At 38.4% G+C, this 17,907-nt stretch carries 20 protein-coding genes; 10 read left to right on the top strand and 10 right to left on the bottom strand.

Annotated elements, in window-relative coordinates; genetic code table 11:
- Window position 1: 1 nt before the first annotated feature.
- The 8 genes from FAZ15_RS11475 to FAZ15_RS11440 form a co-directional block, all read right to left on the bottom strand.
- A complete protein-coding gene (locus FAZ15_RS11475) occupies window positions 2-754 on the bottom strand; it encodes a 1-(5-phosphoribosyl)-5-[(5-phosphoribosylamino)methylideneamino]imidazole-4-carboxamide isomerase (protein WP_136901455.1) in 753 nt (250 codons plus the stop codon).
- Window positions 755-775: 21 nt separating this feature from the next.
- Complete coding sequence (hisH, locus tag FAZ15_RS11470) at window positions 776-1,366, bottom strand: imidazole glycerol phosphate synthase subunit HisH (protein ID WP_136901454.1); 591 nt, start codon at window positions 1,364-1,366, stop codon at window positions 776-778.
- 75 nt (window positions 1,367-1,441) lie between these two features.
- On the bottom strand, window positions 1,442-2,581 hold the full coding sequence (gene hisB, locus FAZ15_RS11465) for a bifunctional histidinol-phosphatase/imidazoleglycerol-phosphate dehydratase HisB (RefSeq protein ID WP_136901453.1): 1,140 nt from the start codon (window positions 2,579-2,581) through the stop codon (window positions 1,442-1,444).
- A gap of 2 nt (window positions 2,582-2,583) precedes the next feature.
- Window positions 2,584-3,642, bottom strand: coding sequence for a histidinol-phosphate transaminase (gene hisC / locus FAZ15_RS11460; protein ID WP_136901452.1), 1,059 nt, complete (start codon window positions 3,640-3,642; stop codon window positions 2,584-2,586).
- A gap of 49 nt (window positions 3,643-3,691) precedes the next feature.
- Window positions 3,692-4,603: a ribonuclease Z gene (locus FAZ15_RS11455; RefSeq protein WP_136901451.1), complete on the bottom strand. Its 912-nt coding sequence runs from the start codon at window positions 4,601-4,603 to the stop codon at window positions 3,692-3,694.
- A complete protein-coding gene (locus FAZ15_RS11450) occupies window positions 4,603-4,974 on the bottom strand; it encodes an STAS domain-containing protein (protein ID WP_136901450.1) in 372 nt (123 codons plus the stop codon). Before FAZ15_RS11450 ends, FAZ15_RS11455 begins: the two co-directional genes overlap by 1 nt.
- Window positions 4,975-5,080: 106 nt before the next feature.
- The gene (locus FAZ15_RS11445; protein ID WP_136901449.1) at window positions 5,081-6,025 is read right to left on the bottom strand and encodes a phosphoribosylaminoimidazolesuccinocarboxamide synthase; all 945 of its coding nucleotides are present in this window, start codon (window positions 6,023-6,025) and stop codon (window positions 5,081-5,083) included.
- A gap of 34 nt (window positions 6,026-6,059) precedes the next feature.
- Window positions 6,060-7,034, bottom strand: a complete 975-nt coding sequence (locus FAZ15_RS11440; RefSeq protein WP_136901448.1) for a PhoH family protein — start codon at window positions 7,032-7,034, stop codon at window positions 6,060-6,062.
- Between the two features lie 256 nt (window positions 7,035-7,290).
- Between FAZ15_RS11440 and FAZ15_RS11435 the strand changes: the two genes are divergently transcribed.
- Window positions 7,291-8,079: an SAM hydrolase/SAM-dependent halogenase family protein gene (locus FAZ15_RS11435; RefSeq protein WP_136901447.1), complete on the top strand. Its 789-nt coding sequence runs from the start codon at window positions 7,291-7,293 to the stop codon at window positions 8,077-8,079.
- Window positions 8,080-8,082: 3 nt separating this feature from the next.
- On the opposite strand, the gene FAZ15_RS11430 is transcribed toward FAZ15_RS11435, so the two are convergent.
- Together FAZ15_RS11430 and FAZ15_RS11425 are read right to left on the bottom strand one after the other, a co-directional pair.
- A complete protein-coding gene (locus FAZ15_RS11430; RefSeq protein WP_136901446.1) occupies window positions 8,083-8,682 on the bottom strand; it encodes a hypothetical protein in 600 nt (199 codons plus the stop codon).
- Window positions 8,682-9,938, bottom strand: coding sequence for an LVIVD repeat-containing protein (locus FAZ15_RS11425; RefSeq protein WP_136901445.1), 1,257 nt, complete (start codon window positions 9,936-9,938; stop codon window positions 8,682-8,684). The genes FAZ15_RS11430 and FAZ15_RS11425 overlap by 1 nt, the downstream gene beginning before the upstream one ends.
- A gap of 178 nt (window positions 9,939-10,116) precedes the next feature.
- On the opposite strand from FAZ15_RS11425, the gene FAZ15_RS11420 reads away from it, so the two are divergent.
- The 9 genes from FAZ15_RS11420 (at window position 10,117) to lptC (ending at window position 17,855) form a co-directional block, all read left to right on the top strand.
- Window positions 10,117-10,677 carry a hypothetical protein gene (locus FAZ15_RS11420; protein WP_136901444.1) on the top strand — a complete coding sequence of 187 codons (561 nt, stop codon included), beginning with the start codon at window positions 10,117-10,119 and terminating at the stop codon, window positions 10,675-10,677.
- 60 nt (window positions 10,678-10,737) lie between these two features.
- A complete protein-coding gene (locus FAZ15_RS11415) occupies window positions 10,738-12,573 on the top strand; it encodes an ABC transporter ATP-binding protein (protein WP_136901443.1) in 1,836 nt (611 codons plus the stop codon).
- A gap of 93 nt (window positions 12,574-12,666) precedes the next feature.
- Window positions 12,667-13,077, top strand: a complete 411-nt coding sequence (locus tag FAZ15_RS11410; RefSeq protein WP_202912377.1) for a YtxH domain-containing protein — start codon at window positions 12,667-12,669, stop codon at window positions 13,075-13,077.
- 97 nt (window positions 13,078-13,174) lie between these two features.
- Window positions 13,175-13,834, top strand: coding sequence for a heme exporter protein CcmB (locus FAZ15_RS11405; protein ID WP_136901442.1), 660 nt, complete (start codon window positions 13,175-13,177; stop codon window positions 13,832-13,834).
- A 15-nt stretch (window positions 13,835-13,849) separates the two neighbouring features.
- Window positions 13,850-14,515, top strand: a complete 666-nt coding sequence (gene ccsA, locus FAZ15_RS11400) for a cytochrome c biogenesis protein (protein ID WP_136901661.1) — start codon at window positions 13,850-13,852, stop codon at window positions 14,513-14,515.
- Window positions 14,516-14,523: 8 nt separating this feature from the next.
- Window positions 14,524-14,739: a CcmD family protein gene (locus tag FAZ15_RS11395; protein ID WP_136901441.1), complete on the top strand. Its 216-nt coding sequence runs from the start codon at window positions 14,524-14,526 to the stop codon at window positions 14,737-14,739.
- Window positions 14,740-14,781: 42 nt separating this feature from the next.
- The gene (locus FAZ15_RS11390) at window positions 14,782-15,765 is read left to right on the top strand and encodes a DUF6427 family protein (protein WP_136901440.1); all 984 of its coding nucleotides are present in this window, start codon (window positions 14,782-14,784) and stop codon (window positions 15,763-15,765) included.
- Between the two features lie 163 nt (window positions 15,766-15,928).
- Window positions 15,929-17,254 carry a hypothetical protein gene (locus tag FAZ15_RS11385; RefSeq protein WP_136901439.1) on the top strand — a complete coding sequence of 442 codons (1,326 nt, stop codon included), beginning with the start codon at window positions 15,929-15,931 and terminating at the stop codon, window positions 17,252-17,254.
- A 1-nt stretch (window position 17,255) separates the two neighbouring features.
- Complete coding sequence (gene lptC, locus FAZ15_RS11380; RefSeq protein WP_136901438.1) at window positions 17,256-17,855, top strand: LPS export ABC transporter periplasmic protein LptC; 600 nt, start codon at window positions 17,256-17,258, stop codon at window positions 17,853-17,855.
- Window positions 17,856-17,907: the final 52 nt, after the last annotated feature.

Below are 17,907 nucleotides of genomic sequence, written 5' to 3'. Positions count from 1 at the left end.
CTTAGAAATTAATTAGTGATTTGAGGTTCCAATCCTTAATTTCTTCGATACTAATCTTATTCTCATATATTGCCTTACCAACAACACAAGATTCCATTCGTCCCAAAGCTTTCAATGCTTCAATATCTTGCATGGAGCTGATACCACCTGAGCCAATCAATTTGATAATAGGAGAATGATCCAACAGTTTTTGATACAGTTCAACTCCGGCTCCACCTAATTTGCCGTCTTTGCTGATATCCGTACATAGAAAACGGAAGAAACCTAACGCCAAACATTTGTCAATATATTCGACCAACTTAATTGGGGAGCTTTCTAACCATCCTGAATATTTAATCACCTCGTCCAGCACATCGATTGCTATTACGATATGATCTGCATATTTTGTACGCCCTTCGTTTAACGTACTTAACTCTTCCAAAAAAGATGGGTTTGTAATCGCTTGCGTACCCACTATAACACGAAATACGCCCGCATCAACAAGTTCCTTCACTTTATCGATACTGCGAACGCCGCCTCCATACTGTACTTTCATATCGGTGCGTTGTACGATATCAAATAAATATTCTTGATTTGAAAAATCACCTTTCGCACCGTTGAGATCGATGATATGAACAAGTTCAGTACCATTTGCATGGTACTTTCTGATTTGCTCTTCTAATGAAATTTCGTAAGTAGTGACATCTTCATAAGATCCCTCTCTTAATCGAACTACTTTTTTGTCTAAAACATCAATCGCAGGAATGATATACATAGTTGTTTATATTTTAATAAATTATATTCTCGAAAAATTTAACAAAAGCTGCTCCCCGTATTTGCCAGATTTCTCCGGATGAAACTGTACGCCATAAAAGTTGTCTTTTTGAATCGCAGCAGAATAAGGCAAGCCGTATTCGCAGACAGCTCCAGTATATTGCCCACTGTATTCAATAAAATAAGAGTGTACGAAGTAAAAATACGTATTATCCGGAACATCTTGGAATAAAGGGCATTCATTTTCAGCACGTACACTATTCCACCCCATATGAGGTACTTTTAGCTGGACTCGTTGGTCGAAATGTAACGTCTTCAACGGGAATACATTCAGTAAATCGGCATTTCCTTCTTCGGAATATGCCGTCAAAAGCTGCATGCCTACGCATATACCCAAAACAGGCTTCTTTAATCGTAAAATATCTTTCACTAGGCCTGTCTCCCGCAGTTTTTGCATCGCAGCACCTGCATGACCTACACCTGGAATGATGATACGATCATATCGGTCAAAATCAGACACCTGATTAATCATACCATACTCTACTCCGATTCGCTGCAATGCTGCAGTGAGTGAAAATATATTACCCGCACCGTAATTTACTATTCCTACCATTTTTTATTAGATTTAAGATGTGAGATATTAGATTTGAGACACCATGTCTTACGCCTAAGATTTCACATCTAAATACTATAACACTCCTTTTGTGCTCGGCAACTGCATATTATCTGCATCACGACGCACCGCTTTTTTTATTGATTTGGCAAAAGCTTTGAAGATTGATTCAATTTTATGATGCTCATTATCTCCCTCGGCTTTGATATTTAAATTTGATTTAGATGCATCAGAAAACGATTTAAAGAAATGGAAAAACATCTCCGTTGGCATATCTCCTATTTTTTCTCTTTTAAATGCTGCTTCCCACACAATCCAATTACGTCCTCCAAAATCCAACGCAACTTGTGCCAGACAATCGTCCATAGGCAACGTATAGGAATATCGTTCGATGCCACGCTTATCACCTAAAACTTTCAAGAAAATCTCTCCAAGTGCAATACCCGTGTCCTCGATCGTGTGATGCTCGTCGATATCAAGATCTCCTTTGGCTTTAACGGTCAGATCTATAGCGCCGTGACGGGCGATTTGATCCAACATGTGATCAAAGAAAGGTAATCCTGTATCGATATCCGATTTTCCTGAACCATCTAAATTTAACTTGATGTAGATATCGGTTTCGTTTGTTTTACGATAATGTTCCCCTGTACGGGTTCCCAACTTCAGGAATTCATATATCGATTTCCACTGTGCCGTTTCCAGTGCGACCACTTCATCCGAAATCTCAAGATTTTCTGCCTTTCCAAGCTCATCGTTGTTGCGCAGCCAAATCACTTTAGCGCCTAAATTCTGAGCTAATTTCACATCATTCACGCGGTCGCCAATCACAAACGAATCGGCCAAGTTGTATTTCGCTACATCAAAGTAACTTTCTAGCATACCTATTCCGGGCTTACGTGTAGCTGCATTTTCATGTGGAAACGTCCTATCGATATGCTCTTGGGCGAATTCTACCCCTTCTCCCTTAAAGGTGTCAATGATAAAATGATGTACAGGCCAAAAGTTAGCTTCTGGATGCGAATCTGTACCCAATCCGTCTTGATTCGATACCAAAACCAATTCAAAATCAAGTTCTTTCGCAATCCTCGGTAAATATTGTAAAGCACCAGGGTAGAACTTAAGTTTGGCGAAGGAATCAATTTGTTCATCCTCCGGTTCTACGATTAATGTACCATCTCTATCTATGAATAAGACTCTTTTTACTATTTCTGACATGATTAGTTATAAAATTGCTGTAACGCAGCTATTAAATTCTTGTTTTCTTCAGGTGTTCCTACCGTAATACGAAGACATCCTTCACAAAGCTCGACTTTGGATCGGTCACGAACGATAATACCTTTGCTTACTAAATACGTGTATAAAGCTCTAGGTTCTTGTAATTTAACCAATATAAAATTAGCATCCGAAGGAGTAATATGATACACCTGTTCAAATTTTTCCAAATGTGACGCTAACTTATCCCGCTCTGCCACAGCCTCTTTAATCCATTCGTTCACAATATCTACTCCGTTCAACGCTTCCAAAACCAATTCTTGTGTAGCTTGATTAATATTATAAGGAGGTTTTATTTTATTGAATATATCAATTATTTCTTTGCTCGCGAATGCCATACCCAAGCGTAAAGCCGCCAATCCCCAAGCTTTTGAAAGTGTTTGAAGGATTACTAAGTTCGGATATTCCGCCAATTCTTGCGTAAATGATTTGTGTCTCGAATAATTGATATACGCTTCATCGATAACTACGATACCAGGGAAATAGGTAAGAATAGTTTCTATATCTTTTCTATTGATGCTATTTCCGGTAGGATTATTCGGCGAACAGATAAAGATCATTTTTGTATTGATATCGATGGCCTCAGCAATATTTTCCATATCCAATTCGTAATCTGCAGTCAGGTTTACTTTACGGACAGGTACATCATTTATATTAGCAGACACCTCATACATGCCGTAGGTAGGTGGCACAAGAATAACATTGTCCACTTGTGGACGACAAAACGCACGATACAAAATATCAATAGCTTCGTCGCTACCGTTGCCTAAAAATATATTTTCAACAGGAACACCTTTTATGGTGGACAATTTATGTTTCACCTGATGCTGTAAAGGATCTGGATAGCGGTTGTAATGCTGTGCCAACGGAGAACCAAAAGCATTTTCATTCGCATCCAATAACACGGATGCTTCGCCTTTAAATTCATCGCGCGCTGATGAATAGGGAACCAAATTTTTTATATTGTCCCTTAATAACGTGTTTAAGTTGAAAGACATATTCATTGTCTACTATTTTTCGAGGTGTAAATATGGGGAAAAATCTACAAAATCACTAAACTAAATACCACTTACCTTCTTCAGAAAGATGTGTATTCGAAAATTTTGACTTTGCTTCGGTTAATAATGGGGTTAAATCGCGGTATCTGGCCGAATAGTGACCCATCAACAATTTGCCTGCTCCAACTTGCAAAGCTACCTCAGCAGCTTCTAGGGCTGTACTATGAAACGTTTCTTCAGCCCGATCTACCATTTCGTGCAGGAAGGTGGTTTCGTGATAAAGCAAATCCACATGTTGGATAGCGGAAATATAGCTGGCAAAGGCACGTGTGTCCGAACAGTAGGCATAACTTCTAGATCGAGGCGCGGGCAATGTCAATTCAGAAGCGCTATATCGTGTACCATCTGTGCCTATACAATCTACTCCTCTTTTTAATTGAGAGAGAAAGACCGTAGGTACATTTAACTTTTCTATTTTTTCGCGGATTAAGGAAGCCGATCGCTTTCCTTCATCAAAGCGAAAGCCTGTAGTTGGTACGCGATGTCTCAACGAAAAAGAGGTAACCGTCAACATTTTGGTTTGTAAAATAATTTCGGGTTTCTCCGAATTGGTGGGATGAAAAATAAGATCATAACGCAATATGGTATCCGAATACTTAAACTGTATATCTAGAATCTCCTTGAGCGCTGCGGGTGCATACAAATGCAATTCACTCTTTCTTCCACTTAAGTTCATGGAAGATAATAGCCCTACCAACCCCAAATAATGGTCTCCATGCAAATGGCTAATAAAAATATGAGATATCTTATTGCTCTTTATTCCGTAACGGAAGAGTTGCATCTGCGTACCCTCGCCACAATCGATTAAAAACAATTGTTCATTGAAATTCAAAACTTGAGATGAGGGATGCCGTTCGTACATCGGTGTAGCCGAACTATTTCCCAAAATCAACACTTCAAATCTCATTATTCTCCCCTTAGCTCGCGTTGTATTTCATTCCCAAAGATCAAATCTTCCGCTTTACTAATAGATTTTACAATAGTAAAGTTTCTTTCCAATCCGGCCATTCTTAAAAGATCTTCGATCTGCGAACATACACCCGTAAGGATAAATACGCCCCCTACAGCATTACATAGACGCTGAGCAAGCAATCCCATACGGATTCCTTCCTCATCCGACTCTTCCACATGCGACAGATCCAAAACAATATTACGTTGACCACTGGTATTGCGTAACATGAACTCGCCTTTTAAAAATGCAGCGACCTCACCGTTTAATTGCTTAGTTAAGGGTTCAATTACTACATATCTTTCGTGCTTATCTATCGTATATTTCATATTTATCTTATTACTATACTAATATAAATTTTCAATGGTGTTCATGAGCGCTGCGCGGTTTGATATTTAACAGCCGCATACAAACTTACCGCCATTCTGCCAATTTTCAACGTATTGCTAATGCCTGGTTCACATTATTTTCAACTCGAGTCAGAATCTCTCCCGCCTCTGGGTAAACAAATTTTTCACCCGTAATATGTTCATACAATTCAATATAGCGTTCGGAAATGGACTGTATGATTTCATCCGTCATTTCAGGAACTTGTTGCCCGTCTTTACCTTGGAAGCCATTTTCAATCAACCACTGACGAACAAACTCCTTCGAAAGTTGTTTCTGGGGTTCTCCCGTAGCTTGACGCGCCTCATATCCTTCAGCATAAAAATAGCGAGAGGAATCGGGTGTATGAATCTCATCTATCAAATAGATTTTACCATCTTTTTTACCAAACTCATATTTCGTGTCAACCAAGATTAATCCTCGTTCCTTCGCGATCTCCGTTCCGCGTTGAAAAAGTGCCTTGGTATATTTTTCCAATTGCGCATAATCTTCTTCACTAACTATTCCTTTAGCTAAGATATCCACTTTGGAAATATCTTCATCGTGACCTACTGCCGCTTTGGTAGTGGGGGTAATGATGGGTTCAGGAAGTTTGTCGTTTTCTTTCAAACCCTCAGCCAACACCTCACCACACAATTCACGTCCGCCAGCAGCATAGGTACGCCAAGCATGTCCGGCTAAGTATCCACGAATAACCATTTCAACTTTAAAAGGCTCACACATCCGACCAATGGTGACACTTGGATCGGGCACCGATACGACCCAGTTGGGCAAGATATCAGCTGTCGCTTTCAAAAATTTTGCTGCAACCTGATTTAGCACTTGACCTTTATAAGGTATAGGACGAGGTAATACAACATCAAAAGCCGAAATACGGTCTGACGCAACCATCACTAAATATTGATTATCGATCGTATATACGTCTCTAACCTTACCTCTATAAAAAGCAGTCTGCTTATCAAAATTAAAATTTGTTTCTTTTATCGCATTCATATATCATTGGTACGCAACGTACCCCTTTTTATTCTTAATTATTTAAATCGCCGTAAGCTTCTAAAATCCTCCTCACTAATTTATGACGAACTACGTCTGAACCGGTAAGATGTATAACGTCTATACCTTCTACATTTTCCAGTATCTTTACCGCAGTGGCCAATCCGGACTGTGTTTTTTTCGGCAAATCTATTTGCGTCAGATCGCCCGTCACGATAAACTTAGCGGTAGGTCCCATACGTGTCAAAAACATTTTGAGCTGCATATCTGTCGCATTTTGTGCCTCATCCAGGATCACAAAACAGTTGTCCAATGTCCTGCCGCGCATAAATGCGAGAGGTGCCACCTCAATTGTTCTATTTTCTAAATAGCCTTTCAACTTTTCCACGGGTATCATATCATCCAACGCATCGTATAATGGACGTAAATAAGGATCCACTTTTTCTTTCAGGTCTCCGGGCAAAAAGCCTAGATTCTCTCCAGCTTCTACTGCCGGACGTGTCAGAATAATACGCTTTATTTCCTTATTACGTAAAGCTCGTACGGCTAAAGCGACTGCGGTATACGTCTTTCCTGTACCTGCCGGACCTATAGCAAAAAGAATATCGTTTTTATTAATACTCTCTACCATCTTACGTTGATTAGCTGTCCGGGCTCTGACAATCAAACCATTAGGCCCATACACGATAGGTTCCCCTCTGAAGGCGACAGCCCCTTCTTCCGGCTTATCTTTCTTAAGGGATGGCGAAGCAACAACTCTTGCATGCAGCAATTCCTCCAAATCTTGTCCCGATAAAGAATTAAATTTCGTAGCGTGATCCAATATCCGGTTAAAAGATTCTTCAAAAATCTTCTGTTCGACCACTTCCCCTAACACTTTCAATTCATCCCCTCTTGCCACCAAACGCAACTTTGGAAATGCATTTTTTATAAACTCAAAGTTTTCATTTTGTGCACCCCATAAGGAAACTAGATTTACACTATCTAGATTGATGATTAATTCGCTCAAATTATTTTAATTTAACTTGTGATACCTTGTGGATAAATATAGATAAGATTTTCGATTTCCGAATGAGTTTTTGTCAATATCTTATATTAAAACACTCAAATTTACAAACTTAAATTGGCCAATTAAGAATTGTAAAAAATATTAATTAATTTGAGCGCTTCTAGCTGCAAGATGAGCAGTTTTGCTACTTTTGTAGCTCGGTAAAGAATTCATAAAGCTATTTTGATCACGTTTTAAAAGATAACGTGCTATTAGTATGGGAGTAATAACATTAACGACAGATTTGGGGTATCGCGACTTTTATCAAGCCGCGCTCAAAGGCAGCATTATATCCTTGCTGCCTGACGTCCGTTTGTTCGATATCAGCCATGAGATCCCTTCCTTCAATATTCAAAATGCGGCATTTATCTTACAAAATGCCTACCATTACTTCCCTAAAAATACGGTTCACTTAATCGGAATAGACACCGTTTTTCAAGAGGGAGGAAGTTATGTTGCCATGAAACACAATGGACATTATTTTGTAGGAGCAGACAATGGGATATTTAGCATTATATTAGGTGACGACAAAGCAGAAGAGCTGGTTGAAATCGAAGTGATGCAGGATCTTCGATTCCTCCATTTTCCACTGGCGGACATTTTGGCAAAGGCCGCCTGCCATATCGCTAATGGAGGAGACATCAACGAATTAGGATCAAAAATCGATGAACCGCTAAAAAAGAAACCGCTCCTTCCGATTATTGAAAACAACAATATCATCAAAGGACACGTGTCTTATATTGATTCTTTTGGAAATGTAATAAGCAATATCAGCAAAGACCTATTCAATCAAGTTCAAAAAGGGCGTAATTTCACTTTATTTTTTAAACGCAATGAGACGATTGAAAAAATGAGCTGGCATTACAATGAAGTCTCTGAAGGCGAAAAACTTTGTCTCTTCGGTATCAGCAACTATTTAGAGATCGCAATTAATAAAGGTCATGCGAGTAATCTACTGGGGCTACACCAAGACGAAACCATTATGGTTAAATTTTTAGACAATTAACCCTCAAAATCCCCAGCCTGCCTTAACAACAAGCCTTTGCAAGGTATAAGCAGTGGTATACTTACTTCCATATTCATCGTTACCTATACCTCCTGGCCATCGCATCTCTTCCGTTACCGTGAAATGCTGCCTTTTATATCCTAAAGAAACCGACCAAAAATGCTTTTTATTCGCCTTAAATTTCAATCCTGCAAAGGGCTGAAGCATAAAGCCCCCTTCATAAGACACCTTCCTTTGATTTTCAACCTTTTCTTTGTTCAAACCAGCAAAACCATACCCTCCGTCAACACCTAGATATAGTCTTGTCTTCGGATTTAACGATGCATCTGTAACCAACCTCGCTGATATCGGCAAAATCCAATATCGCTCGTCCCCTTCGATCCGATAACTATCCAAACCTAAGGTGGATCCCAGCGCAAATCGGTTGTTGAATTCTACACCATGAAAAGACTCCAGGGTGAATCCTGCATCCTTAAAAAAAGGCCCATAAGACAATATACCTACTTGATACTGGCTAGTGTAAGATGAACGTTGACCGTAAGAAAAACCAGAAAAAATAAGACCGCAACATAACAAGAAAAACTTCATCAGGCTATACCGCATCACATGACCGCTTTTGAGATACAACTTAAAAGGCTGATTTTCCCTTTATTGCTATAATCATATTGACACACACCATCTTTACCGACAACGATCAATGATTTAGGCCCGGGAATCACATCCGTACTTTTCATGTCCTTTAAATGTTCCAATAAATTTTTATCAATGGTAGAAATATCAGAAACATTAAAACTTTTGAATCCATAATCACCTTCGCAGATATATAGCACATCTCCAGACAATCCCAAACCATGCGGATTTTGCATGGTAAAGGTTTTCAGCAATTTCGGTTCAGTCAGATCCTTAATATCGATAACTTCTAAGACATCATTTGTCAGGCCACATATATTTCCACTTCGTAAAGTAACAAATGCGTAGTCATCGTTTACGACTACTGGATCACATGCGGTGAAATGGGTGTAAACGGACAATCTACTAGGCTCGCCCGGCTGCGAAATATTATAGATATGCATTCCCGTGGTAGACCCAATAAAAAGATTGTCTTTATAAGGGAATATCGTCTCTATCCCCCATCCCAATGGAATATCTTTAACAAAAATGGGTTTACGGGGATTACCAACATCAAACAAATGGAGTGAGGTGTTATTTACGGTATAAAGGTGCTCATTTGCTAATGTAAATCTGGCCATCGATCCCCCTACACCATAATTTTGATTACCGATGGATTCACTGACATTTGAGTAATATATCTTATCAGAAGTGGAAAAGGGGAAATACACATTCGAACTTGTACTATTGATGACCGTGTCTTTATAATCAACAACGACCATCTTCTCATTTCCCCCGGAAAGATACTGGTATACATATTGAGATTCGAACACATCTTCCAAACGTTCTAATAAATTTGGTTGCGTAGGATTATTCAAGTCAAAAGTCAATAAATCAACATAACTATCTGCATATAAAATTCCACTGTTGACGGCTAGATCCACATTACCTGGAATTTCAAGAAACGACATCGAAATTGGATTTGAGGGGTTTTTATTATCCAATATATGAATACCCTCGTTTGGTTCGTTAATAAATAAATAGTCCTTATAAAGGTAAATTTTACCGGATGTGGCCAAAGGTTTGGGTGATACAACAGACACATCCATCTGCCGTATAGAAGCCATTTTCTCGAGCACAGGCACTTTAACTTTATATTCATATAAAACTTCTTTCTGATCACATCCATGAACTAGAAGGACAACAGGCAGTAAGACAAAAAATCTACAAAATTGAAAAAATGGCTTCATAAACAGTAATTTTGATTAGTTAATTAGCGAGATAACGAAATAAAAATCAATTTTGCTACAGCTAGTTATTCATTTAATTTCAACACGGCACAACGGCACGCTGAGCTAAACGAACTGAAGTCGAGTGGGTCTAAGAGATATAAGAAGTAACGCAATGAAGAAGAAGAATAACAAATAGATGAGAAAAATTATACCGATAAAAAAAACACTGTCCTTTATTTTATTAATATGTCTAGGTCACCCACTATTTTCTCAGAGCTTACAAGTTGATTCTGCCACATTTGAGCAACAACGTAAGCGGGTGAATACATTATTAGACGAGCGTAGTCGCAAATTTGAGGAATACAACATTTCGTTAGATCAGAAAACCGGCGTATTTGGAATCTTCAAAACAAAAGGAGACATGCAAAAATCTATTGACATCCTAAAAACGATTGTCATCAACGACAACAAAATTTTCATCGAAACGCGCAAATTGCTTGACCTCAAAGATATCGAACGTGAGAAGTTTCAAAAGCTAGCGACAGAATTTGATGTACAGGTAACGGCATACATGAAGACAATATCTAAACTTCAGCACGAAAACGATAAATTCAAAGACGAAATAAAAAACTTAAAAAACCAGGGACACAGCGGGAACAATATACAATACATCAGCTACTTCATTATTGCAGCTCTAGGATTTATTATTTTTAGACAGTATAAGGCATTAAAATCCCAAAAAGTGACGAAAGTTTGATAACCACAAAACTTTATATCTTTATCTTTGCATCTCGAAATAGATATTAAGACAGCATAGATGGCCAGACCGAGATTGAATAGTGGGGATTCACATTCCGAGGATTTACCGAAACCCAAGCTAAATAAGGCATTAGTAAAGAAAGCATTTCAAATATTTACTTACCTCAAACCTTATCGTACGAAATTTCTATTTGGAATGGTTTTTTTGATTTTATCAAGCCTTACCATGCTTACCTTTCCCGCCTTACTGGGCGCCATGATAGACTCCGCTCAAGGAAAACAAACTTATCCGTGGCTACCCAATAGCATTCTTTTCATCGGATCACTCTCCTTAGGCATTCTGTTTTTTCAATCCTTAATGTCTTTTTTTAGGATTAGAATTTTTGTAGAAGTAGCCGAAAAAGCATTGGCTAGCATTCGTCGAGACACCTATTATAAATTAATCACGCTACCCATCGATTTTTTTGCGAATAGAAGAGTGGGCGAATTAAATAGCAGACTCTCGTCCGACTTATCGCAGATACAAGACACGATGACGACGACTGTAGCGGAGGTGATACGCCAAGCGATCAGCTTATCCCTAGGTGTAATATTACTGGTAATTGTGTCGCCAAAGCTCGCTTTAATGAATCTGTGCATATTGCCGATACTAGTGGTTACAGCGATATTTTTTGGAAGATTTATCCGAAGTCTTTCAAGACAAACTCAGGATCAACTAGCAGACTCCAACAGTATTGTTCAGGAAACCCTATTAGGCATTAGCAATGTCAAAGCCTTTGTGAACGAGTTCTATGAAGCGAAGCGATATTCCAAGAAATTGGACTCAGTTGTTAGCTTAGCTGTAAAAGGTGCTACTTATCGCGGAATATTTGCGTCTTTTATTATTTTTTGCATATTTGGAGCCGTCATTGCCGTGATTTGGTATGGTGCTTCACTGGTGTCTTCGGGAGAAATTACTGTGGGTGACCTAACAACCTATATTCTGTATTCGATGTTTGTCGCGGGTTCCATGGGAAGCTTTCCAGAGCTATATGCCAGTATCCAACGTGCATTAGGGGCCAGCGAACGTGTAATTGAGATATTAAATGAGGAAACAGAAGATATTAAAGTGACCGAAGAAGATAAAGAAATTAGCAGACCCCTCCGAGGTAAGCTCACATTTGATCATGTTGCCTTTGCTTATCCGTCAAGACACGATGTTCAAATTCTAAAAGATATATCTTTTACGGCCGAAGCGGGGCAAAAAATAGCTATAGTTGGCCCTAGTGGAACTGGCAAATCGACCATAGCTTCTCTTATACTGCAATTTTATCAACCCCAATCAGGCGAGATCAGGTATGATGACAGCATATATTCTAGTTTCACATTAACCGATATCCGGAATCAAGTCGCTATTGTGCCCCAAGATGTGCTTCTGTTTGGAGGAACTATCCGTGAAAATATAAATTACGGCCGATTAGATGCCGATGCCGAAAGTATTATTGAAGCGTCCAAACGTGCAAACGCGCACGACTTTATCATGGGGTTTCCCGACGGATATGACACATTAGTAGGGGAAAGAGGCGTAAAATTATCTGGAGGACAACGACAGCGCATTGCTATTGCAAGAGCACTATTGAAAGATCCGGCTATTTTAATCCTCGACGAGGCAACTTCCTCTTTAGATTCGGAATCGGAAAGACTGGTACAAGAAGCGTTAGAGGAATTGATGAAAAACCGAACATCCATTGTCATTGCGCACAGACTTTCTACTATAAAAAATGCCGACACTATTTTAGTTGTTGAAAATGGGATCATTTCGGACTCCGGGAACCACATCGATCTGCTCTCTAAGGGAAGTGGTCTGTATCACCATCTATTCACCTTACAGTCTACTCAAAAGGTAGCGCGTTAAATTTTTGTTAATTGTATTTCGATCAAACTTTTTGGATTAACAATTGTTTTACCTAAGACAAATAGATTACAGAAATTATAAAAAACACACGTCATGGAAAAGAATAGAAACGGATTAGTAGCGTTTGCTTTATTAGGATTAGCAGTAGGTACAGCGGCTTATTATTTACTAGGTACCGAAGAAGGCAAAAAGCAATTGGATCGCGCAAATGAAGGCATCAAAGATCTTACCCGATCAATAAAGGAAGTTTCTAAAAAAGAGGCGAAAAAAGCGGCTAAATTTGCTAAGGCAGCAAAATCAGATTTAGAAGATCTTAAGGCTCGCGCTAAGGATGCCGGTAAACAGGTAATAGATAAAGCTTCTGAAAAGGCTACTGACTGGGCAAGCAAAGCAGCAGATGCGGCAAATAAATACTCATCTAAAGCGGGGGATGCAGCAGACAAATTTTCGGAGAACGCAGAACATGCTGCAGACAAAGCAAAGTCAGATATTTCCAATGCCTAACCGATTCAGGGCATCCGTTTAATTTAAAAAGACTCTAATGGATTGCAGGCAAAGGTAAATTACGAATTACAAAGCATTTTATCTAAGTTTGCATGAAATGAGTTTTTTTCAGCAAGTTAAAACTTTAATGTCCAAAGATGTCCTATTGGAATGGCGTTCCAAACATGCCATCAATAGCATCTTACTCTATATAGTATCTACAGTTTTTGTCTGTTATCAAGCATTCAAATCTGTAGATACGCTAGTTTGGAATGCCTTATTTTGGATTATATTACTCTTCGCATCCATTAATGCGATCAGCCGATCATTCGTTCAAGAAAGTCAATATAGGCAACTTTACTATTATAGTATCGCAAGCGCTAAAGCGATTATCTTATCCAAAATAATATACAATATCTTGTTGATGAGCTTTCTCTCAGTCATCGCTTATTTGGTATATTCTGTTATTTTCAAAAATCCTGTTGGAGATCCGCTCCTATATTTTACAGCCATCTTATTAGGTAGCGTTAGTTTCGCTACCGTTTTTACAATGGTGTCGGGTATCAGTTCTAAAACTGGAAATAATAGCACAATAATGGCTATTCTTTCTTTCCCGGTCATTATCCCTCTTCTAATTGTACTTATCAAACTTTCCCAAAATGCGCTCCAGGGGCTCGAGCGCAGCACTAGTTATGGAGAGATTGGGGTACTTTTAGCAATTAATGTAATTACAATTACAATTTCTTTATTGTTATTTCCTTACCTTTGGAGGGATTAAAACATGTATTCAATGATGAGAAAAAGTTGGTGGAAAGTACTAGGTGCGGTCATGGTCTGTTCTTCCGTAGTTGCCGGCTTTATGGGGCCCGTACCGGTTTTACCTATATTAAACGAGACAATCCGCAACATATATTTTCATGTTCCGATGTGGTTTACTATGATCACATTATACCTAATTTCTGTTATATTCAGTGTAAAATATTTGAATAGTGGAGAAAGGAACCACGATATCATGGCGGTAGAAGCGGTAAACGTAGGTATATTATTCTGCTTTTTAGGCCTGTTGACAGGGATGCAATGGGCAAATATCACTTGGGGAGATCCTTGGCCAAATGATCCCCAGCTGAATGGTTCGGCAATCGCAACACTCATGTATCTCGCCTACCTTGTACTTCGTAATGCCTTAGAAGAAGAACAAAAAAGAGCGAAAATATCTGCCGTTTACAATATATTTGCGTTCCCCATCATGATTGTATTGATATATATTTTACCCAAATTGACAGACTCTCTACATCCTGGTAGTGGTGGAAACTCCACATTTAGTGATATAGATATGGACAATAATATACGTCCCGTTTTTTATATTGCGGTGATTGGATGGATCCTCACCGGAATATGGATATTTACGCTACGCTATAGATTAAGATTAGTGGAAAACAACAGGAATAAATTAGATTGATGATATATATGAAGACTTTAATAACAACTTTTCTAACCATTCTATGTTCGTTAGAATTGGTAACTGCTCAATCGCAAATAGAACAAATAGAAATGGCAACCGGACTAAGAAGTTCTGGAAAAATATGGGTTGTTGTACTCGTCGTGCTTACCTTAATTATTGGCGTTTTTCTATACCTGTTCTCGATCGATCGTAAAATCAAGAAATTAGAAAACCACAAGTAGGTATTGCGAACAGATTCATGGGTTTTTCAACCGGTAAATTTTATGATTATAAATCAACATCGAAAATTCACGCCCCTCAACATCGCTTTAGTTTCGGTTATTGGTACATTTTTATGTCTTGGTATTTTTCTTCATTTACCAGAAAACCTTACCCCTATTTTATTTGAGCCTGCCATCAACAATTTGACAGGCATACAAATTGGAGGAAATCTAACTCCCTCCATGAATGTATTTATCGCCCTGATTTTGACAATTCTTCAAGCTTTTTTTCTCAATAAGCTAATTAATCACTACAATTTCCTGGGCAAACCTAATTTTTTAACGGCCTTGATGTATATGACATTGGTCAGCTTGTTTCTCCCATTTCTAGTGCTATCCCCCACGCTGATTTGTAATTTCATCACCATCTGGATGTTGACCAAGCTATTTAACATTTACAAACAAGCTGATGTAAAAGGATTGATGTTTGATTTGGGGATGATTGTAGGAATAGGAAGCCTAATCTATTTTCCATTCATCGTATTATTTTTTTTACTGTGGATCAGTTTGATTGTCTTCAGACCGTTTATCTGGCGGGAATGGGTTACACCGCTATTGGGATTAGCGATTGTATATGCTTTACTGGCAGTAATCTATTATTGGATCAATCGATTCGATGATTTTTTAGCTATTTTTTCACCCTTCACCAATGAATTTTCAGCGACGTTGCAAGTCGATATTTACGACTATCTCGTCATGATACCCATCGTCATTGCTCTTATTTTTTTCTTATTCATTTTAAAAGATCAATATTTCAAAAGTATCGTCCATATTCGAAAATCATTTCAGCTTTTATTTTTTATGCTGATCTTAATAGGCGCATCTTTTTATCTAAATGACCATATTACAATCAACCATTTTTTGTTATGTGCCCCACCCCTGTCTATTTATTTAGCCTACTATTTTAACTATGCGAAAACGAAATGGGTGTATGAGACATTATACCTTCTCATTATAGTAACTATCATGTACTTTCAGCTAGCATAACTAATTAAAAAACAGTCGTTTAACCTTTTTTAACAAAATGAACTAACGGATTCATCAAAAAATAGATAGTTTTGTACCGAAAAAGCGCGAAAAATCAGCAAAGATTGACCTAACGAGTTTTTCTAAATGTGTTACTCATTCTGAAGCGGAATTTTAAAAATATATGTATAAAAAATTTAAAGCCGATACGACCAAAAAGGCATTCACAATCATAATTGGTATAGGACTCGCGATGTGTAGTTTACAAGTCTACGCTCAAAAATCCACTTCGCATTCTCCTTATTCTCAATTTGGTTTGGGGCAAATGCGTGAAGATCTATTACCACAAACTCGTTCCATGGCTGGTATTGCTGCGGGTGTACGCTATCAAGCAGGCCTACCGATCCTCAATATTGCAAATCCAGCGAGTTATTCCGCCTTTTCAAGAACGATCTTAGAAGCGGGACTATATGGTAATATAACTCAACTCGGGAAGGGATCGGCAACAGATAACACCGCCGATTTTGCATTTAGCCACATTGGAATAGGGATTCCACTAGCCAAAGCGGGTGGCATTGCATTTGGGTTGATTCCTTTTTCGGATGTAGGCTATAACTCCTCGGAAGTTGCGATTTATGACACCCTAACATACAAAAAATCGATTTCGGGAGAAGGTGGTGTCAATAAAGCTTTTGTTGGTTACGGTATAAGTCCGATTAAAGGATTAAGTGTCGGAGCGAATATAGGTTTCTTATTTGGAAACCTTTCCGACATAGCTCAGGTAGAATTTCCATACGCATTAGGTGCCTATAATACCCGGAAACAAGAAACACGCTTAATTAGAGGAGCTACAATAGATTATGGTGTTCAATATTTCAAATCATTGGGTAAGAAAATGAACATCACCGTCGGATATTCCGGCTCGTTAAATAACACGGTAAATAGTAAAACTACACGTTTGGAAACACGCATCGAACCTTCATTAGATGACGACTTTCAAAATATTGCAAAGGATACGTCTTTGTTTGAAGTAGGCGTAAATCGTAAGATCAACCTACCTTTGAAACATAACATTGGTTTTACCTTGTCAAAAGGCTATAACTGGATGGTAGGCGCCGATTTCAAATACACGGATTGGAGTGACTTCCAAACACGTGAAGGAGAAATTAAATTAGGTAAAAATTACGGTGTCGCTATAGGCGGGCAATTCAAACCGGATCCTACATCTGTTAAATACTGGAATGTCGTAGATTACCGTTTGGGATTCCGATACAATCAAACGCAAATACGGTTAAATAACAATGACATCGCAGATATGGCGGTAACAGTTGGTTTAGGATTACCGCTTTCGGAAACGAATTTCGGTCGAACTTTTTCTCGAATCAACGTATCCGCAGAATTTGGACAGCAAGGCACCTTGAATAACAACTTGGTACGGGAACGCTATATCAACATCAATCTAGGCTTTACAATCAATGATACTTGGTTTATAAGACGAAATTTAGATTAAGATGATCTTCAGCCAACATATCCGATTTTACCCCCTATTACTTTTCTTATTGATTGGGGTCTTATCGTTTAGTAGTTGTGAAAATGACATGAAAGACATTGATCGCCTCGCTAATATCCAAGAGGAAGAAGCTGTCGATATTTCCAAAAATGTAAAAATAATATATAGCGATTCGGCAAAGGTAAAAGCGCAATTGACGGCTCCCGAAATGCGCATATATCACGATACAACGGGCAATTACGAATTCAAAAAAGGTGTCCAAATTATCTTTTATGATGAGACCTCCGGACAAGAGCTCCAACGAGTAACTTCAGATTATGCGCTTCAGCGTGCCAAGGAAAGTATTACAGAGTTCAAAAAAAACGTCGTTATTACCCGAGCAGACGGATCAAAAATCAAAACGGAGGAATTATTTTACGATGAGAGTAAGAAAATCTATTATAATCATGTCAATATTCTATTCGAAGATAAAGATGGCAAGATAAGTTATCAAGCAGCCTCCTTTACAGCCGATGATAAATTAGTTGATATAAAAACGCAATTTCCAACAGGATACTTCGTCCCCTCTAGCCAGTCCCAATTGCCTTCTTTTGGGAATTAAAAGAGATTAACACCGGAAAATTAATATTGTTTTCACAGAATTATAAAATATT

The organism is Sphingobacterium olei, assembly GCF_005048855.1.
Taxonomy (GTDB): domain Bacteria; phylum Bacteroidota; class Bacteroidia; order Sphingobacteriales; family Sphingobacteriaceae; genus Sphingobacterium; species Sphingobacterium olei.
This window is presented reverse-complemented; position numbering and strand designations above follow the sequence as displayed.